Source organism: Corynebacterium coyleae (assembly GCF_030408635.1).
Classification (GTDB): domain Bacteria; phylum Actinomycetota; class Actinomycetes; order Mycobacteriales; family Mycobacteriaceae; genus Corynebacterium; species Corynebacterium coyleae.
The window spans coordinates 2,103,248-2,122,290 of record NZ_CP047198.1; the positions used below are offsets into that span (position 1 = coordinate 2,103,248).

Genomic DNA, 19,043 nt, shown 5'->3' on the forward strand with positions numbered 1-19,043 from the left:
ATCACATCCGTTTCCGGGAGCGGCGCGCCACCACGGCAACATCGTCGAAAACGGCCGGGATCGGCGCGTGTGGCTTGTGCAGAGTGACCTCGATGGCGTGCAGCGCGTCGTAGGTGCGCATGGCGGTCTCTGCGATCTCGACAACCACGGTCTCAATCAACTGACGCGGCGTACCGGTTGCAATCGCCAGCGCGGTGTCGGCGAGTTCGGCGTAGTTGACGGTTTTGGTGAGGTCGTCGTCACGCGCGGCGTCTGCAAACTCCATCCAGCACGTGATGTCCAGCGAGAACGCCTGGCCAAACTCCGTTTCATGCTCGAGCACACCGTGGTTGGCGTGAAATTGCAGGCCTTTGAGTTCGATGCGGTCAGCCATGGTTCCACCTTGCCACCACATCCACCGCGTCGCGCGAGACCGCAACCTCGTGCACACGCACGCACCACGCGCTGGCCTGGGCGGACAGTGCGGTCACAGCAGCGGTGGCCGGGTCCGCATCCACCGGCGAGTGATCCAGACCGCGGTCGGCGCGGATCTCGGTGAGGAAACGCTTGCGCGACGCGCCGACAAGAATCGGGAACTCGCCGGCAATGAACTCCGGCAGGGCGTTGAGCAACGCCCAGTTATCGGCCGCGGTCTTGGCAAAGCCCAGGCCCGGGTCCAGCGTGATCTGTTCCTTGGCCACACCCGCGGCCAGGGCGTTGTCGACGAGTTCCGCTAGCACCTGGTGGACGTCCTTGACCACATCCCCACCGTGGTCAGCCGCGCCCGAGGCGTTGACAAACGCATCCGCGCGCCAGTGCATGAGGCACACCGGCAGCTGCGTTTCCGCCATCACGCGGTACATGTCCTCATCCGCCAGGCCACCAGAGACGTCGTTGATCAGATCCACGCCCTCTTCAGCAGCGGCCTGCGCAGTGGCGGCACGCATCGTGTCAATCGAGGTCCGGATGCCATCCTCGTGCAACGTGCGGATCACCGGGCGGATGCGCTCCGCTTCCACCTCCGCGGGAACGCGGGTGGCGCCGGGTCGGGTGGATTCGGCGCCGACGTCGATAATGTCCGCACCCAACCGCACCAACTCGTGGGCATGGGCGATGGCATCGTCGGTGGCGAGCCACTTGCCGCCATCCGAAAACGAATCCTCCGTGACGTTGACAATCCCCATCACACTCGTGCGTCCGGGCAGTGTCAGGTCGGCGACAGTGGTCATTGGTGTTCTATCCCCTAATCAGGCTCATGACCTCGGCACGCGAGGCCGCGTTCTTCTGAAAACCGCCGCGCACAGCGGACGTGGTCGTCGTCGCACCCGGCTTCCGAATTCCACGCATTGCCATGCACAGGTGCTCGCATTCGATGACGACGATCACCGCAGACGCATCAAGCTTTTCGACGATCGCATCCGCAATCTGCGCCGTCAACCGCTCCTGCACCTGCGGGCGCTTCGCGTACATATCCGCCACACGCGCCAGCTTGGACAGGCCGGTCACCTTGCCGTCTTGTCCAGGGATGTAGCCAATGTGGGCTACGCCGTAGAACGGCACGAGGTGGTGCTCGCAGGTGGAGTAGATCGGAATGTCACGCACGAGCACCAACTCGCGGTGGTTCTCCGAAAAGGACTTCTCCAGGTGCACCTTCGGGTCCTCGTGCAGGCCTGCGAACACCTCGGCGTAGGCGCGCGCCACACGCGCTGGCGTCTCCACGAGGCCCTCGCGGTCCGGGTCCTCCCCCACCGCGATGAGCAGTTCACGCACGGCGGCTTCGGCGCGCTCGTGGTCAAACTTAGGCGTCGTCATCGTCGTCTCTCCTGTGCTTCGGTTCCTGCGGCTCGCGCGGCAACTGGGTCGTCTCGTCTTCAGACGCAGTCGGACGGGTCTCCGGCTCCGGACCACGCGCTGGGTTGTCTGGGCGTTCGTGCTCCGGCAGGCGGAAGCCGATCTCCTCGGTCTCCCGGGTCGGGTAGTTCTCCGCACCCGGGTGCTGCTTCGGCTCGGGCTGCTTTGGTTGCGGTCCGCCCACGTAGGTCCAGTCCGCCGGCGGCTTCTCACCGCGGTACTGCGGGGCCTTGCCCTTCGGCGGCTGCCAACGCGTGGAGCTCTTCTTCTCCGCTGCCTTCTCTTCCGCCTCGCGTTCCTTGCGACGACGCTCACGCGTCGCCTTCGACGCCTCCAGGATGGAGAAGCGCTTCGGTGGCTCCTCGCCACGCTCCTTGGCAATCTCCACCGGGGTCTTCACCGGCTCGCGACCGATCTGGCGGCCGAAGCGCACGTCGTGCTCCGGCAAGGTCGGGCGTTGCGGCTCGATCGAGTCGAAGATCTCCTCCAGATCGCCCCGGCGCAGGGTTTCCTTCTCCAGAAGCTTCGAGGCCAACGTATCCAGCTCGTCGCGGTAGCGCTCGAGGGTTGTGTAGGCGACCTTGTGGGCTTCGTCGAGAAGCGTCTGCATCTCCTCGTCGATCTTCGCGGCGACTGCCGGCGAGTACTCGAGTGTGCCGCCACCGCCGCGGCCGGAAAACGGATCGCCCTGCTCCTGGCCGTACTTCACCGGGCCGAGCGAGGAGGTCATGCCGTATTCGGTGACCATCGCACGCGCGATCTTCGTGGCCTGCTCGATATCGTTCGAGGCCCCCGTGGTCGGGGCGCCGAAGACGAGCTCCTCGGCAGAGCGGCCACCCATGGCGAACACCATGCGGGCGAACAGTTCGTCGCGGGTGTACATCCCCTTGTCGTCCTCGTCGGCCGTCATGGCGAAACCGCCGGTGCGGCCGCGGGCGAGAATGGTCACCTTGTACACGCGCTCGATGTCCTTGAGCGCCCAAGCAGACAGTGTGTGGCCGCCCTCGTGGTAGGCGGTGACCTTCTTCTCGTGCTCAGAGATGATCTTGCTGGAGCGACGCGGGCCGCCGATCACACGGTCGGTGGCTTCTTCCAACGCATCCGCGGTGATCACGTTGCCGCCGATGCGGGCGGTGAGCAACGCGGCCTCGTTAAGCACATTCGCCAGGTCCGCACCCGACATGCCAGCCGTGCGCTTTGCCAAGGCATCGAGGTTGACGTCCTTGGCCAACGGCTTGTCCTTCGCGTGCACCTTCAGAATCTGGGCACGACCCGCGAGGTCCGGGTTGGTTACTGGGATCTGGCGGTCGAAACGGCCCGGGCGCAAAAGCGCGGGGTCCAGGATGTCCGGACGGTTCGTCGCCGCCAGCAGGATCACGCCCTCGCGGCCGGAGAAACCATCCATCTCCACCAGCAACTGGTTCAGGGTCTGCTCGCGCTCGTCGTGGCCACCACCCATGCCGGAGCCGCGCTGGCGGCCGACGGCGTCGATCTCGTCGACAAAGATGATGCACGGGGCGTTCTCACGCGCCTGCTTAAACAGGTCACGCACGCGGGAGGCACCGACACCGACGAACATCTCTACAAAGTCAGAACCAGAAATGGTGTAGAACGGCACACCCGCCTCACCAGCGACAGCACGCGCAAGCAAGGTCTTACCGGTGCCCGGCGGGCCATAAAGCAGCACGCCGCGCGGGATCTTCGCGCCGAGCTTCTCGTACACGCTCGGGTCGGTGAGGAAGTCCACCACTTCATGGAGCTCGTCGACGGCCTCGTCGGCACCCGCCACGTCATCGAACGTGTTCGTCGGGTTGTCCTTGGTCAGCTGCTTCGCCTTCGAACCACCAATGCCAAACGGTCCGCCGCCGCCCGACTGCATGCGATACATGAAGTAGAACAGCAAGCCGAACACCAGGATCATCGGCAGCATGAAGCCCAGCATGGACATCAGGAACGAATCCTGCGTCACGTTCGTCTGGTAGGAATCCGCCTCAGCCTCACGCACCGCCTGGAACACATCCGGTGCGGTACGAGCCGGGTACTGGGCGGAAATCGCCTCGACGCCCTCGCGCTCGTCGACAGTAATCGGCTCACGCAGATCAATACGCACCCGCTGCTCGCGGTCATCGATCTGCACTTCCTCCGCGTTATGCTCGCGGAGCTGCTGCATCGCCACCGACGTATCCACGCTCTGGTAAGCGCGGGAATCGTCCCCAATCAGCGTCAGCAAATAGAGCACAATAAGCGCGATGGCGCCCATAATGCCCCACCGCATGACGTTTTTATTTTTGCTCATAAACCTTTGTTCTAGTCGGTTTTACTCAGCGTCCGAGTACACGCGCGGATGCAACGTGCCCACGTACGGCAAATCACGGTAGCGCTCCGCGTAATCCAGGCCGTAGCCGATCACAAACTCGTTCGGGATATCGAACCCGATGTCAAGCAAGTCGATCTGCGCCGTCTGCACATCCGGTTTGCGCAATAGAGTAACGACCTCAAGGCTCTTCGGGTTCCTGTTGCGCAAATTACGCAGCAACCACGACAGCGTCAGACCCGAATCGATGATGTCCTCAACCACCAGCACATCACGGCCGGCGATCTCCTTATCCAGGTCCTTCAGAATGCGGACCACGCCAGAACTCGTCGTCGAGTTGCCGTAAGAGGACACCGCCATGAACTCCATCTCAGCCGGAATGGAGAGCTTGCGCGCAAAGTCCGTTAGGAAGAACACCGCCCCCTTCAGCACACACACCAAAATGAGGTCCTCTTCAGAGTCGCGGTACTTCTCCGACACCATATCCGCCAACTCCTGGATACGGTCCTGCAACGCCTCCTCACTGATCAGGATTGCCTCCACGTCGTCGCCGTAACGGTTCGGCGGAACGTTGAAATCCTTCGTGTCGTGCAACTCAGTCATGGGCTGGCCTTTCCCTTTCGCTGTGCCTCGCGGACGTCACGCAGTTCACCTGCGCGTAACTTCCTCATCTTGCCACTAGATTCCTACAAGGCACAACCACCTGGGACATTTGGGCTAGGTCAGGACCAGTTTCCCGTCGATTCGCGCCACCGAACGCCCGCCGCCAACTGCGATCGGCCCCTGCCCGCGCCAGTTGGTCACCAGCGCCTCGATTGCCGCCAGTTGGTCGCCTTGGACCCGCACTTCTTCATCTAAGAGCCATATTGCTAATCGACGACGCCTCACCGGCCCCGCATCCCCCTCCAACTCCACACACGACGTGGTCGGCGTGAGGTCCGCGAGTTGTTCAATGAGCGCCTGGTCGGCTGCGATCCGGTTCGCGGTGGTGGCAAGGGCCGGCACCGCGTCGCCGCCCAGCAGGTCTGTCAGCGCCGGGATGATGCTTTGGCGCATTGCTACTCGACGATACGCCGGGTCGGAATTCATCGGGTCGTGCCAGACTTCGAGCCCGAGTTCCTCGCACGCCCCGACGGTGTCTGCGCGGCGGATGTGTAGGAACGGCCTGACGATCTTCCCGTTGCGCTGCGCCATGCCCGAAGGGTTACCCCGCAGTGCGCCGAGCAGCAACGTTTCTGCCTGGTCGTCGGCGGTGTGTGCGACCCAGACGTCGCGGCCGGATTCGAGCAGTGCGGCGTACCTTGCTTCGCGGGCGGCGGCCTCAACGTTGCCGGGACCTACTGTCACGTTGGCCACCGTAGAGGCAAACCCGAACTCGCGCGCCACGGCCGCGGCGCGCTCGGCGACGTCGGTCGATCCGGGCTGCAAACCGTGGTCCACAACTAGGACCGAGACGTCCTTTTGCTCCGCCGCAGCCGCCGCGACCAGCGCCAACGAGTCCGGCCCGCCCGACAGCCCGATCACCGCTGGCCCGTCGAAGGGGCGCACAGCCCGCCTGCACGCGAGGAAGTGCGGGGAGCGGCGCGGCCAAAACGGTTGCATCAGGGTGCCTTTTAGAAAGCTCGCAGCGCCGAGGTGAACTCGTCCATGGCCCGGCGCGCCGCGAGCACATCGGCGTCGTTACAGATCAGCGCAAACGTGTAGATGTTGCCGTTCTCGCTGGTTACCGTCCCGGCCAGCGAGGCAGTGCCGTCGAGCGTGCCAGTCTTCGCGCGCACCCAGCCGCGTCCCGGGAGGTCGCCGTAGCGGTCCGCCAGTGTGCCCTCGCCTGCTGCAACCGGCAGCGTTGCTAGAAGCGGGCGGAGTTCGGGTTTGGTCGTAGCTTCCACGAGCACACGATCCAGCACCACCGGCGGGATCCGGTTGTCGGTTGACAGGCCCGAGTTGTCGGAGAGCGACACTCCCGACGTATCAATGCCGTGCTCCTGCAGCAACGACAGCGTCGCCGACGGCGCGTCCTTCACCCCGCGTGCGAGCGCGACCTCGCGGCCGATCGCCTCGGCGTAGACGTTGTCGGATTCCTTCATCATCATCTCGAGGCGCTCCACCAGTGTTGGCGATTCCACCTCGGCGACAACCTCGGCGTCGGCGGGGGCCTCGCGCACATCCACCACGCCCGCGCCGAGGCGATTCGCCAGCGCCTGTGCCACGTCGAGGGCCGGTGTGTGCGAACGCGGCACGTCCCCAGACGTCTCCCCGTCCAAGCGCCCACCGGACAGCATCGCGGGCTGCAGGGGTGCGACGTAACCGCCGTCGATATCCAGCGGGTCCCAGCCCGGCATCATCTCCGGCATGCCAGCCCAGGCGGACGTATCCACATACACCTCAGACGCCTCGCCGATCTGTCCCGCCAGCTCGTCGAGTGTCTCTGCGTCCAACCACACGTCGCCAGCCGCCTTGATCGTCACCGCACCCGAATCCGCAGCACGCACCACCTGCGTTGTAATCGTGTCGCTTTGCCCCAACTCGATCAGCGCCGCTGCGGCCGTGAGTACCTTCGTCACCGACGCCGGACGCAGCTCATCCCCGGAGGCCTCGTCAAACACCACGCCCCCGCTTACTGACGACACCCGCGCATGGAACTGCCCCAAACCAGGATTCTCAGCAAGATTGGTGAGGGTTTGTTGCAGCACGGTGTCGTCGATAAGCGAAGGCTCTGCAGGCACAAGCGGAAACGCCGCCTGCTCAAGCCGAAACGCCGGCGCATGCTCAATACGCGACAACTGCTCATGCGCCGCCACACCAAACCCAGCAACACCACCAACCGCAGCCAACGCCAACGTGCCCGCAACCCAAGTCCATACCTTCATCGGCCAAAAGCGTAGCCCACGTATGATGATTTGCGGACAATCACCGAACGAAGGAGATCCCATGTCTATTGAGGTCATCATCGAAATCCCCAAGGGCTCGCGCAACAAGTACGAGTTCGACCACGAAACCGGCCGCGTCTACCTCGACCGCTACCTGTTCACCCCGATGGCGTACCCAGCCGACTACGGCTACATCGACAACACCCTTGCCGACGACGGCGACCCACTCGACGCCCTCGTCATCCTCCCCGAACCCGTCTTCCCGGGCGTCACCGTCAAGGCGCGTCCGCTTGGCGTATTCAAGATGACCGACGAAGCCGGCGGCGACGACAAACTCCTCTGCGTCATCGACGACGTCCGCTACGACCACTACCAGGACATCGACGACGTCTCCGACTTTGTCAAGGACGAAATCGAGCACTTCTTCGTCCACTACAAGGACCTCGAACCGAACAAGGAAGTCACCGGCTCCGGCTGGGGCAACAAGGCAGAAGCCGAGAAGATCCTCCAGGCCTCCATCGACGCATACAAGGGCGACAAGTAAGACTGTTTGGTCTTTGATAGCCGGGCTCCGCGACTGTGCGGGGCCCGGTTTTTGTTGTTCTGTGGTGGGTTTTCTGGGGTTTTCTGGGGTTTGCGCAGTCGTCTAGCTCCCCCGCAGATGCAGCTAGACGATCAGGGAGTGGGCTTCACATTTCCCCAGGTCATGTTGAACATGATGGTCACTATGTGTGTGATCGTCTGGTTGGCCTCGCGGCGAGCTAGACGATCAGCGAACACTAGACTGCGGCCGGCGCCTTCTTCGACTGTCGCAGCACCATCACCGAGCCGAGCAGGCCCAGCAGCAGGAACAGCGCAGAGAACCCGATCGACCAGGCGGCGGCCTCGGCGAACCCGCTGGACAGCTGCTGAACAACCACACTGCGGGCGTCGCCGAGGGGTGCGGTGAAGGGGTCGGTGGGGGTGGCGTCGCGAAGTTGCCCGATCATTGAGCCCGCGGACGCTTGGGTGGCGTCGGACAGCTTGGACAGCACATTGTCGGGCACCCCGGCGACAGCGTCGAGCGAGGCCGGGATGGTGCGCGCCATGGCCGCTGCCAGGGCGGATCCGGCGATCGCGGCGCCCATGGCAGAGCCGAGTTGGCGCACGGTGGACTGGGTGGCCGAACCCGCGCCCGACTGCGCTTCGGGGATGCCGGCGAGCACCGTCGAGGTCAACTGCGCGGACGCAAGACCCAGCCCTACGCCGTAGACCACGAGTGCGCCGACGGTGAACCAGGTGGAGCCTTGCGTTGCGACGACCCCAGCCAACAGCCCAACACCAACCACCTCAAGTGCAAGACCAAGCACGACGACACCCGGCGCGCCGAGACGAGCCGCGAGGTGGCGTGCGGAGGCACCGGAAACGAACGCGCCGAATGCCATCGCGGCAAGGACAAGGCCGGTGCGGGCGGTGGAAAGGCCGACCGCGTTGACCAGGAACAACGGCAGGACAAACATGAGGGCGAACTCGCCGACGGCAACCATGGCAGCGGTGAGGTTGCCCCAGGAGAATGTGCCGACTTTGAACAGGGAGAGATCCAGAAGCGCATCGCGGCCGTTGCGCGCGCGGTGCAGCTCCCAGCGCAGGAACAGGCCGATGAAGATCAGGCCGATACCGATGGCGAACGGCACGGGCGAGACAGTCCAGCTCTCTGGCCAGGACCAGGAGCCGATGCGCAAGGTTTCTTTCTTTTCCCACCAGCCGAGCGTGGTCGCCTCGATGAGCCCGAATACGACAAGCCCGAAGCCGATGGCGGAGGTCAGCAGGCCGTCGACGTCGACACCCCGGACGTTGCGTTTACCGTGGGTTTGCGGCACCCAGGCGTAAATCCCCAGCAGCACCAGCAGGCCGAGCGGCAGGTTTACCCAAAAGATCCACTGCCAGGAGAAGTACTGCGTGAGCACCCCGCCGAGCAGCGGGCCAAGCGCCGCCGTGCCGCTCATTACGGCGCCCCACACACCGAACGCGGCGGCACGGTCCTTGCCGTGGAAGAGCGAATTTACCGACGACAACGTCGCCGGCAGCACCAATGCACCACCGACGCCTTGGACGGCGCGGGCTGTGATCAGGGTGGTTGCGGTCGTCGATAAGCCTGCAAGCAACGAGCCACCAATGAACAGCGCAACGCCTGCGGCGAACGTGGTGCGGCGGCCGACGCGGTCCCCCAGGCGGCCGGAGCCGAGCAGCAACGCCGCGAAGATGACGTTGTAGATCGCGTTGACCCATTGCGCGTTGGTGAGGCTGAGGTCGAGGGCGGTGATCATCGTGGGCAGGGCGACGCCAACGATGGTGCCGTCCATAACAATCAGCGCCAGCCCCGCGGCGAGGACCGCGAGGGCCTTCCACCGGCCGGGGTGTTCGGTTGTTGTGTTTGGGGTGTGCACTGTAGTCACGGGGTTCCTTTCGACCTTCACGACAGTAGGCCTGGGAACCACCCGGATTCATCAACCGATCGGTCGAAAAAATACACACCCTTTCGGTTTAGAAGTAGTGCTTGTACAGGTAAAACCCAACAGCACCGAGGCCGGTAAGCACCAGCAGAATGCTCGGCACGATGATCGCAAGCGGCGAGGTGCTCGAGGACTTCGCCGAGCCATCTTCCTTCCCTGCCGGGATCTCCAGCGATTCCGTGATGGTTGTCGGCGCGCTCGTACTCTTATCGACGACCGACCCCTCCGGAATTTCCACCACCGTAGTAGCCGCTGCCGTGGTGGTGGCTTCGGTGGACGTGGTTTCGGTGGACGCGCTCGTTGTCGTGGTTACCGTGACCTGCGCTGACGTACGCGTCGTCGTGGTTTCCTTCGACTCTGCCGACGGAGTTGCTGCGGCCGTGTTTGTCTTCTCGGCGGAAGTAGACGGTGCAGCCTCAGACGACTTCGTGGTCGTGGTGACCTTCGTCGCCCGGGTCTGCGTAGTTGGCGTGGGCTTCAGCGTCGGAGACGTAGTCGATGTGCGCGAGGTCGTGGACGTCGTAGTCGGCGCCGACGAGGTTGCCTTCGCGGTCGTCCTCGTTGCTGGCGCAACCTCCGAGGAATTTGTAGTCGGTGTGGTCGTTACTGCCGAGGTCTTGGTAGACAAACGCGGAGTCGTGGGCTTCGTAGCCTTCGTGGTCGTGGTGACCTTCGTCGCCTGGATCTGCGTAGTTGGCGTGGGCTTCAACGTCGGGGACGTGGTCGATGTCCGCGAGGTCGTAGAGGTCGTAGAGGTCGTCGTCGGCGCAGACGTAGTTGCCTTCGCGGTCGTGGTGGAACGAGGCGTCGTCACCTCGGGCTTGGTGGTTACCTCAGACGTCGGCTCCGGCACCTGCGTTGGCTCCGGCTCGAGTTCGGGTTTGGTCGTAGGAGTTGCCGTCGGGGTTACTGACTCCTCCGGCTCGAGCGTGGCATCCGGGTGCTGCGCCTTGAACTCCTCAAGATTGTTCTGGGCAGCCTGCAAGACGCTCCAGGCAGCATCCGCAGCTGCCTCGGCTTCGTCGATGCCTTCGCCCCTTTTCTGCGCTGCCCTAGCTGCCTCATCAGCAGCCACGTACTGATCCTTCGCTTCCTTCACCGCATCCAACGCTTCCTGCAGGGTGGTCGGCTTCGGCAATTCCTCGACGGGAGCCACCTTGGTGGTCTCCTCGGGGGTCGGCTCCGCAGAAGTGGGTTCCTCAACCACGACAGTTTCGATCACCGTGGTCTCGGTGGTCGGTTCCTCACTGGTCGGTTCCTCGGTGGTCGTTGTGGCCGGGACCGTCGTAACGACGGTGCTGACCTCAGGCGTGGACGGCTCAGGCGTGGACGGCTGCGGAACCACAGGTGCGGGCTCAGAAGTCGTTGGCTCAACCGGCGCAGGAGCAGGCGCAGCAGTCGTGCTCGGCTGCGGCCGGCGGCCGCCATACTGCTTAAGGTTGTTGTGCTGGATGAGCACCTGTGCGTCCAGGGCCTGCGGGGTAGTCGCGGACTTGCCGCGGTTGTTGCCCACCTTCATCAGCGCACCGTCGCACGAGTGGGCAAGGCCCATGGCGTGGCCGATCTCGTGGGCGAGGGTCATGGTGATGCTCGGTTCGTGTCCTCCACGGATCGTGTCGGGGTTAATCAGCACCTTCATGTTGTTCACGTTGCCGATGACGCGGCCTACGGAGCCGCCAAGGTTGGCCTCTTGGACGGTGACGACTTTGTAGCCGGGCTTGTCCACGTATTCGAAACGCACGAGGCCGTTGGTGGCGCGGACCCATTCGTCGGTGGCGCGGTTGATGTGTGGCTTCAGGTGTTCCGGCGCGTGGAGGTACAGAGTGTTGCCGACGAGGGCGTTTTCGTTGTCGCTAAACACGAAGCGGTCCATGTGCGGGATCGGCGCGCCCCTCTTCGCAGCTGCAGTGGCTTCCTTGCACTCACGGCTGAGTGGGTCGATGTCGACGTGAGCATGGGCGGTTGCAGGAGCTACGACACCGCCTGCGATCACAGCGGATGCACAGGCGGTGGCGATCAGATGTCTATAATTCACGAACTAAGAGAACATCATTCTCAGCCGTAAATCAAGTCGGGTGTCCTAGATAAGACGACGGCGCGCGAAGGCGTATACGCCGGTACCCAGCACAGATGCGAGCAGCAGCGCGAACAGTGCGCGCACGAGGGTGTTGGAGCCGGTCTCGGCGGCGAGGCCGCGCTGGGCGGTCGCGGCAGTGTCAGCGGCGGCCGCGTCAACGGTTTCAGCGCCGCCACGCTCGGCGGCGTACGGGGCAGCCGGGGCGACGTCGACGTTCAGGTCGCCGGCAGCGCGAGCGGCCTCGATACCCTGGCGCGCGATTTCGCCAGCAAACTTTGCGACGAGCCCATCACTCAACGCAATCTCCTCCGGCGTGACATCCGAGTTCACGCGCAGGACATCGGCGACGAAGGTGTGGCCGTTTTTGTTCAGGAAGTAGGTCACGCCGTCCAGGGTGGCCACTGGCGGGAACTTGACCAAACCGTTGGCAACCGGGTCCGGGTTGGCCGGGTCGACGTTGTCGGCGCCAAGCGGCTTCTCAGCCGGGGCCTGGGTGGCCTCGCCGCCAGACTGCGCCTCAGCCTTCTCCTCTTCAGAGAGCTCCGGGGCGGGAGCGGGTGCCGGTGCCTGCACAGAAGTCTGGGCGTCGCGGATGACGCCGGTGTCGATGAGGCCGGCCACGGCGGCGTCGACAATTGCAACTGCCTTCTCCTGCTGTGCGGAGTCGAGCTGCGCGAACGGCTTGAGCGCCTCCTGCGCGTCAGGCACGTAGTGGGTGCCTTCCTCGTTGAGGAAGTAGGTGTCGCCGCGCGCGTCCTTGGTTTCCTTGGGCAGGTCCTGCGCGTTGGCGTTTGTCATCGGCAGGGCGGCCAGGGCGAGAGCGCCAGCGGCGGCTGCGGCGAGAAGGCGGTTCATTGTGGTCTCCTGAAGTTGAGAAAGTCTAAAGTTCAACTTGAAGTCTACAGTGCCTTGACAGTTTTTACACCAGTCACACGAGAAACTTTTGTCACAATTTGACAAACGGGCGCGACAACGCACCAGAAATCAACGTGGCTGGAAGACGGTTTCCACCTCGTCGTCAGTGGCGGTGCCCTCGAGCTGCCACCCCACCACCGCATTGCGCACCGAGTTGGCCAGCAGGTTCGACGGCTGCACACAACTGATGGTCAGCAGCCGACCAGGCATCGGCCCGTCACCCCAGATCTCCGGGTTGGAGGCAAGCGACTTCTTGTCAGGATCGTGCAGATCAGTCGCGCGGTACACCAGCCAGTCCTGCCCGGAGGTTTCGGTGCGCACGTAGAGGTAGTCGCCGACGGCAACGTTGTGGTGCTCGGTGGTGCCGTCGTAAAGCTTGTTAAACACCGCGCTCACCCCCGCACCCGTGTGACCCGCGATGACCACAAGATCCTTCGCATCCGTGCCAGGCAGCGCGTACGGGTACCCCTCCCCCGTCAGCGCACACGCCTTATCCAGGCTCTTCGGATCGATCGCGCCATCGACCACCCGGCAATCCTCGGCCTCAAACCCGGCGCGCATCCCCAACACCGGCACAACCATCTCCACCGGCCGTCCCGCTGGAATCTGCGCAGCTGCTTCTCGACGAACCGACGCCTCCGACGACGTCTCTTCCGTGGTGGGGGTTTCGGGGGAAGGCGTGGTGTCGTCGAAAAGCAATATGCGCACGACGAACACAACGATGAGCAGCGCGACAATGCGGCGCACATGATAAACCCAGCGAGGAGTGGACGTCACGGGCGCTATCATACGAGCCATGGAGAATGTCCAAGTCACTGAAGTCCCTGCAGGCGCGCAACTTATCGACGTCCGCGAGGCCGACGAATACGCCGCCGTCCGCGCAACCGGCGCCAAGAACATTCCGCTGTCCGAGTTCGTGGCACGCTACAGCGAAATCGACCCGGATCAGGACATCTACCTGATCTGCAAGGGCGGCGGCCGCAGCGCACAGGCCGGCGAATACCTCGAGCAAGCCCTCGGCTGGGACGGCATTTACAACGTCGCGGGCGGCACCACCGCCTGGGTCGAACAAGGTTTGCCGCACGAAAATTAGGCCGTCCCAACCATTGGGACGCCGCAGGGAAGTATGGTGGGGGTATGTCGACGCTTCCTGAACTGCCCTCCGCTCTGCTGAAGTCTCCCCACTTCCAGATCGAACGCGTGCGCAGGCACACCAAGGACGAAGTCGAACGCACCCTGGCCAAGCACGACACCACCATGCGCGAGTACTGGGTGCTGTCCTGCGTGGACGTCGCTCCAATGTCGCAGCGCCAACTGTCCGAGCTGCTGATCATCGACGCCTCCGACATGGTGCGGCTCATCGACTCGCTGGAGAAACTCGGCTGGGTCACCCGCGACCGCGACCCGAAAGACCGTCGCCGCCAGATCGTCGCCGCGACCAAGAAGGGCACGAAGGCGCTGGCCAAACTTGGCGACGACGTGGTTGCAGCCGAGGAGCGCGCACTCGAAGCGTCGTCCCAGAAGCAGCTGAAGAACCTGAAGAAGCTGTCGCAAGCGCTCGAGACGGAATAGCCGTGTAGTCGCCGTGTAGTCGAGCGATGCGCCCCGGATAGGTTTAACCTAATCCGCATGGTTCAAGCCGAGCCCCTTCCCAATCCGCTCCTGCGCAGCCACCTCGCCCCGCCGGAGCGGACGCTTATTGATGTCCTTTTCGCCTCCGCCGAAGCCCACCCCGGCGCGGCGGCCATCGACGACGGCGAAGTAATCACGTACGCCGAACTCGTCGAAGAAATCGACCAACGCGCCACCGCCATGCGCACCCAGGGTGTGCCGTACCGGGGCCGCGTCGGCATCCGGATGACGTCCGGCACCCGCGAGTTATACCTCGCTATCTTGTCGACGATGCGCGCCGGCTGCGCCTACGTCCCCGTCGACGCGGACGACCCGGACGAGCGCGCCGAAACCGTGTTCACCGAAGCGGACGTGGACGCCATCTGGACCGACGAGGGCCTGCGGTTGGTGAAGGCGCCGGTTGGTGGTGGTGTGTTGGGCGGCGAGCTTGGCGCGCTTGCAACAGTCACCCCCGACGACGACTGCTGGATCATCTTCACCTCCGGCTCCACCGGCAAACCAAAAGGCGTAGCGGTGACCCACCGCTCGGCCGCCGCCTTCGTGGATGCGGAGGCGCGCCTGTTCTGCCAGGACGAACCGCTCGGGCCCGACGACCGCGTGCTTGCGGGCCTGTCGGTGGCGTTCGACGCGTCGTGCGAGGAGATGTGGCTGGCCTGGCGCCACGGGGCGTGTTTGGTGCCGGCCCCGCGCGCGCTGGTGCGCTCGGGTCAGGATTTGGGCCCGTGGCTGATCCGTCGCGACATCACGGTCGTCTCCACCGTGCCCACGCTCGCCGGACTGTGGCCGAAGGAGGCCCTGGACAACATTCGCCTGCTCATTGTGGGCGGCGAGGCCTGCTCCCAGGAACTGACTGACCGCCTTGCCGACGGCCGCGAGATGTGGAACACCTACGGCCCTACTGAAGCCACCGTGGTGGCCAGCGCAACCCGGCTCTTCCCCGGCAAGCCCGTGACTATCGGTTGGCCGCTGGACGGTTGGGACCTCGCCATCGCAAGCGACGGCGAGGGAGAAGCAGGTGAGTTGATCATCGGCGGCGTGGGCCTCGCGCGCTACCTCGACCCGGAAAAAGACGCCGAGAAGTACGCGCCGATGGGTGATTGGGAGCGCGCGTACCGCACCGGCGACCACGTGCGACTCACCGAGGATGGCCTGGCGTTTATCGGCCGCGCCGACGACCAGGTGAAAATCGGTGGGCGCCGCATCGAGCTCGGCGAGGTGGAGGCCAACGTGGCCGCGCTCGAGGGTGTGTATAACTCCGCCGTCGCCGTACAAACGCTGCCCGCAGGCGACAAGGTGCTCGTCGGCTATGTCTCCCCCGACGACGGCGTTTCGCTGGACGTGCAGCAGATGCGCGAGCGCCTCGCCGAGGTCATGCCGGCCGCGCTCGTGCCGCGCATCCACGTGATGGATGAGCTACCGATCCGCACCTCTGGCAAGGTGGACAAGAAGGCCCTGCCGTGGCCGCTGCCCGCCAGCGTGGACGCGGTCGGCATGACGCCGACCGAGCAGTGGGTCGCTGAAGCATGGGTGGCGGTGCTCGGCCTGGACGTGCCGGGCAAGGATGCGGATTTCTTTGAGTTAGGTGGGTCGTCGCTAGCTGCCGCCTCGCTCATCGCGCGTCTGCGCGAGCGCGTGCCCACCATCGCGGTGCGCGACCTCTACGACCATCCCAGGTTGGAAGCGCTTGCATCGCTTATCGACGACCTCACCCACACCGCCAAAATCTCCACCCGCGAACGTTCTGTGGCTCCGGTCTCGGGCGCGACCCGGCTGGCGCAGACGCTGCTCATGGTGCCGGTGATGACCCTCAAGGCGTCGGCGGCGGTGACGTGGGTGGCAATCGTCGCAAATGTGCTGGGCCTGACCACGCTGTCGTGGACCTGGCTCGCGGTGGCGTTTGCGGTGCTGTGCACGCCGTTGGGGCGGATCCCAATCGGCGCGCTCGGGGCGCGTGCGATCCGGGGCCGGATCGCGCCCGGCGTGTACCCGCGCGGCGGTTCGCAGCATTTGCGGCTGTGGGCCGCGGAGCGGTGGCTGGCTGCCTCGGGTGCAATGAACATCGCGAGTGCGAACGCCGCCAAGATCACCGCCCGACTGTTGGACAACACGGTGGGCAAGGACGTGGACATGCACGCGTTCGCGCCGGTGACAGGCCTGGCCACCATCGGCGAAGGCGCAGCCATCGAGCCCGGCGTGGACCTCGGCGGGTATTGGCTCGACGGCGACGAACTCCACGTCGGCACCGTGGTCATCGGCCCCGACGCCCGCGTGGGCGCGCGCTCCACCCTCATGCCCGGCACCGAAATCCGCGAGGGCGCCCACGTGGAGGCGGGCTCCACCGTCACCGGCGACAAACCGGTGAAGAAGCACGCCCGCTGGGCCGGCTCGCCCGCCCGCAAGAAGGGGCGCTCCAAGCACCGCTTCCCCAACGAACGCCCGCCGCGCCGCCCCATGTGGGCGCTTGCGTACGGACTGACCTCCCTGGTCCTCGCGGTGCTGCCGGCGCTCGCGGTGCTGGGTGGTGCGGCGGCGACGCTCGGTCTGGCGCGCCTGTTTGAGACCCGCTCCGTGTGGGGCCTGCTGGTCTTCGCGCCCGTCGGTGGCGTGGTCTACATCGGCCTCGGACTCACCCTGACCTGGGCCGGCGTGCGCCTCGCGCAACTTGGTGTCCAACCCGGCGTGTTCCCCGTCCGGTCGCTTCGCGGCTGGAGCCTATGGACCGTCACCCGCCTCATGGACGACGCCCGTACCCGCTACTTCCCCATCTACGCCGGCGCCGCCACACCCGTCTGGCTGCGCCTGCTCGGTGCCGACATCGGCGAGCACGCAGAAGTGTCCACCGCGGTCATGGTGCCGAAACTCACCGAAGTCCGCGAAGGCGCATTTCTTGCCGACGACACCCTCGCCGGCGGCTACGAAATCGGCGGAGGTTGGATCCGGACCGACCACGCCGTCGTGGGTAAGCGGTCGTTCGTGGGCAACTCCGGCATGGTCGCCCCGGGCCGCAAACTGGCCAAACACTCCCTGGTGGCGGTGCTGTCCGCGAGCCCGAAGAAGTCCAAGGCGCACTCGAACTGGTGGGGATCCCCGCCCGAGCGCATGCGCCGCGTGGAGGTCGAAGCCGCAGGTGAAGCGACGTACGAACCGACGAAGGGTTTGGCTCGGAGGCGTGGTGTCGTCGAGACGCTGAGGCTCCTGGCGCCCATGACCCAGGCGGTACTCGCGGCCCTGTTCGCGGCTATCGTGGTGACGTTGCTTGAGCGCGTCGGCTGGTGGACGTACCTGCTCGGCGGGCTTACCTGGATGGGCGTCGGCGTGGTCGCGGTGGCCTCCGCCGTGGTGGCGAAGTGGGTCCTCGTGGGCAAACACCGCGCCGGCGAACACCCGCTGTACTCGTGGTTCGTGTGGTTTAACGAACTGCAAGACCAGTTCATCGAAGTCATCGCTGCGCCTTGGTTCTTCAACTGGGCCACCGGCTCCGGCGAAATGAATCTCGCGCTACGGGCCCTGGGCGTGAAAATTGGGCCCGGCGCGTGGGTGGAGTCCTACTGGTTCCCCGAAACCGACCTGTGCTCCGTCGGCGCCGGCGCCACCGTCGGCCCAGGCACCGTCGTGCAGACGCACCTGTTCCAGGACCGTGTGATGTCGTTGGACACCGTCACCATCGAGGCGTCGGCCACTCTCGGCGCCCACTCCGTCTCCCTGCCGGGCTCCGTCATCGGCGCCGGCGCCACCGTGGGCCCCGGCTCGCTGGTCATGCGTGGCGACTCCGTCCCCACCAACACCGTCTGGCAAGGCAACCCCGTCGAGCCGCGGTAGGCGGCGGTGGGGTGCGGCGGTCGGCGCGGGCGTACACCCCTCCCCGAGCAACGACTTCTAGCAGCCGAAACGCCCCGCCAAGTACCACCTAGCTCGAGAAATATCCCCTTTTCTAGAGCTCCGCTGCGATGTCTTCAACGAATAATTCGACCGGCCCATCAACGCTGCCGAATTGTTTCACCACTTGCTCAATGTCTTGAGCATTCCGTAACCCCAGGTGTTTCGCGAGAACAACCGCATCATCGAGGTCCTGCTCCGCTTGGCGAGTCGAAACCACCTTGGTAAACAACAGAAACTCTGCTGACGCAATCTCGACAGTGAGATTCGGACCGATAACTAGGAGATCCGGACTGTGATCGGCCGAAAAAGGTAACCCGAGATCGTGCACCTGCGAGTTCACCCAGTCTGCAGGCAACCCGAGTTTCACAGCTGTTTCTTCAACCGCATTTCGAACTTGCCGGTAGTTCCCAAAAACAGAATCGATATCTGCGGTTGCCCTAGTCGCGTCGTACCTCAGAGCAATCGCAGCACCTCCAATAACGCGGAGCGTCGCATTCGTGCCCTGATTTCCCAACTGTTTCTCGAGCTCTGCAAGCGCGTGCAAGAGCTCCTCTCGTGTTAGATCCACGGGCGATCGTGATCCTTCGCCGTTCGTAGATTTCCCTCACCCAAGCAGATGCTTCTTTTACGGAAGGAGATCGGAGTCCGTTCAAGATTGAAAACGAACCGAGAGGGACGACTCGTCGGGTAGAACCAGGCCTCAGGGGGTTCGGAAATCTCAGCAGACCATCCAGGGCTCTCTCCAGGGAAGCGTTCGGAGTACGTCATCTCAGCAGCAGCTCGAATGACACGATCCCAATCTGAATCTCCAGTCGTATCCGGTTCACGGTGCGCCGCTATGAACTCCTCGTGATCTTGAATATCCCGGATCTCTGACACAACACGCTTCAGCACACGCACCACAAAAGAGGAATCATTTTCGGCAGCAAGTTCACATTGCACCCATTGTGCAAAGCGTTCATAGGTGTAAAACTGATCCACTTGCGCCTCCTTCCTCAATTCGAGCCTACGGCTTCGATTATGACCCACTAGCG

17 protein-coding genes are annotated in these 19,043 nt (G+C 64.4%); 4 read left to right on the top strand and 13 right to left on the bottom strand.

Annotated elements, in window-relative coordinates; all coding sequences use genetic code 11:
* Position 1: 1 nt before the first annotated feature.
* From folB to dacB, 7 genes are all read right to left on the bottom strand, one after another.
* Positions 2-373 (bottom strand): dihydroneopterin aldolase, encoded by a 372-nt coding sequence (folB, locus tag CCOY_RS10290; RefSeq protein ID WP_092100659.1) that lies wholly within the window; start codon positions 371-373, stop codon positions 2-4.
* Complete coding sequence (gene folP / locus CCOY_RS10295) at positions 366-1,208, bottom strand: dihydropteroate synthase (protein WP_092100661.1); 843 nt, start codon at positions 1,206-1,208, stop codon at positions 366-368. Before folP ends, folB begins: the two co-directional genes overlap by 8 nt.
* 7 nt (positions 1,209-1,215) lie before the next feature.
* A complete protein-coding gene (gene folE / locus CCOY_RS10300; protein WP_070422479.1) occupies positions 1,216-1,791 on the bottom strand; it encodes a GTP cyclohydrolase I FolE in 576 nt (191 codons plus the stop codon).
* Positions 1,778-4,126 carry an ATP-dependent zinc metalloprotease FtsH gene (ftsH, locus tag CCOY_RS10305; RefSeq protein ID WP_092100663.1) on the bottom strand — a complete coding sequence of 783 codons (2,349 nt, stop codon included), beginning with the start codon at positions 4,124-4,126 and terminating at the stop codon, positions 1,778-1,780. The genes folE and ftsH overlap by 14 nt, the downstream gene beginning before the upstream one ends.
* Positions 4,127-4,147: 21 nt before the next feature.
* Positions 4,148-4,747, bottom strand: coding sequence for a hypoxanthine phosphoribosyltransferase (hpt, locus tag CCOY_RS10310; protein ID WP_070568705.1), 600 nt, complete (start codon positions 4,745-4,747; stop codon positions 4,148-4,150).
* A gap of 114 nt (positions 4,748-4,861) precedes the next feature.
* A complete protein-coding gene (gene tilS, locus CCOY_RS10315; protein ID WP_092100667.1) occupies positions 4,862-5,746 on the bottom strand; it encodes a tRNA lysidine(34) synthetase TilS in 885 nt (294 codons plus the stop codon).
* 11 nt (positions 5,747-5,757) lie between these two features.
* Positions 5,758-7,014 (bottom strand): D-alanyl-D-alanine carboxypeptidase/D-alanyl-D-alanine endopeptidase, encoded by a 1,257-nt coding sequence (gene dacB / locus CCOY_RS10320; protein ID WP_092100668.1) that lies wholly within the window; start codon positions 7,012-7,014, stop codon positions 5,758-5,760.
* Positions 7,015-7,075: 61 nt separating this feature from the next.
* On the opposite strand from dacB, the gene CCOY_RS10325 reads away from it, so the two are divergent.
* Positions 7,076-7,558 carry an inorganic diphosphatase gene (locus tag CCOY_RS10325; RefSeq protein WP_070422474.1) on the top strand — a complete coding sequence of 161 codons (483 nt, stop codon included), beginning with the start codon at positions 7,076-7,078 and terminating at the stop codon, positions 7,556-7,558.
* A 235-nt stretch (positions 7,559-7,793) separates the two neighbouring features.
* Here the strand turns inward: CCOY_RS10325 and CCOY_RS10330 are convergent, their stop codons facing one another.
* The 4 genes from CCOY_RS10330 to CCOY_RS10345 form a co-directional block, all read right to left on the bottom strand.
* A complete protein-coding gene (locus CCOY_RS10330) occupies positions 7,794-9,449 on the bottom strand; it encodes an MFS transporter (protein WP_244268637.1) in 1,656 nt (551 codons plus the stop codon).
* An 88-nt stretch (positions 9,450-9,537) separates the two neighbouring features.
* Positions 9,538-11,541, bottom strand: coding sequence for a hypothetical protein (locus CCOY_RS10335; protein ID WP_143028424.1), 2,004 nt, complete (start codon positions 11,539-11,541; stop codon positions 9,538-9,540).
* A 45-nt stretch (positions 11,542-11,586) separates the two neighbouring features.
* Positions 11,587-12,438 carry a hypothetical protein gene (locus CCOY_RS10340; RefSeq protein ID WP_092100674.1) on the bottom strand — a complete coding sequence of 284 codons (852 nt, stop codon included), beginning with the start codon at positions 12,436-12,438 and terminating at the stop codon, positions 11,587-11,589.
* Between the two features lie 129 nt (positions 12,439-12,567).
* Positions 12,568-13,275, bottom strand: a complete 708-nt coding sequence (locus tag CCOY_RS10345; protein WP_141739339.1) for a sortase family protein — start codon at positions 13,273-13,275, stop codon at positions 12,568-12,570.
* A 19-nt stretch (positions 13,276-13,294) separates the two neighbouring features.
* On the opposite strand from CCOY_RS10345, the gene CCOY_RS10350 reads away from it, so the two are divergent.
* From CCOY_RS10350 to CCOY_RS10360, 3 genes are read left to right on the top strand one after another with little or no spacing between them, the layout of a single operon-like run.
* A complete protein-coding gene (locus CCOY_RS10350; RefSeq protein WP_070422470.1) occupies positions 13,295-13,591 on the top strand; it encodes a rhodanese-like domain-containing protein in 297 nt (98 codons plus the stop codon).
* 44 nt (positions 13,592-13,635) lie between these two features.
* Positions 13,636-14,070: a MarR family winged helix-turn-helix transcriptional regulator gene (locus tag CCOY_RS10355; protein WP_070422469.1), complete on the top strand. Its 435-nt coding sequence runs from the start codon at positions 13,636-13,638 to the stop codon at positions 14,068-14,070.
* Between the two features lie 57 nt (positions 14,071-14,127).
* The gene (locus CCOY_RS10360; protein ID WP_092100676.1) at positions 14,128-17,949 is read left to right on the top strand and encodes a Pls/PosA family non-ribosomal peptide synthetase; all 3,822 of its coding nucleotides are present in this window, start codon (positions 14,128-14,130) and stop codon (positions 17,947-17,949) included.
* 112 nt (positions 17,950-18,061) lie between these two features.
* On the opposite strand, the gene CCOY_RS10365 is transcribed toward CCOY_RS10360, so the two are convergent.
* Together CCOY_RS10365 and CCOY_RS10370 are read right to left on the bottom strand one after the other, a co-directional pair.
* Positions 18,062-18,577 carry a DUF6036 family nucleotidyltransferase gene (locus CCOY_RS10365; protein WP_092100678.1) on the bottom strand — a complete coding sequence of 172 codons (516 nt, stop codon included), beginning with the start codon at positions 18,575-18,577 and terminating at the stop codon, positions 18,062-18,064.
* The gene (locus CCOY_RS10370) at positions 18,568-18,990 is read right to left on the bottom strand and encodes a hypothetical protein (RefSeq protein WP_143028425.1); all 423 of its coding nucleotides are present in this window, start codon (positions 18,988-18,990) and stop codon (positions 18,568-18,570) included. Before CCOY_RS10370 ends, CCOY_RS10365 begins: the two co-directional genes overlap by 10 nt.
* Positions 18,991-19,043: the final 53 nt, after the last annotated feature.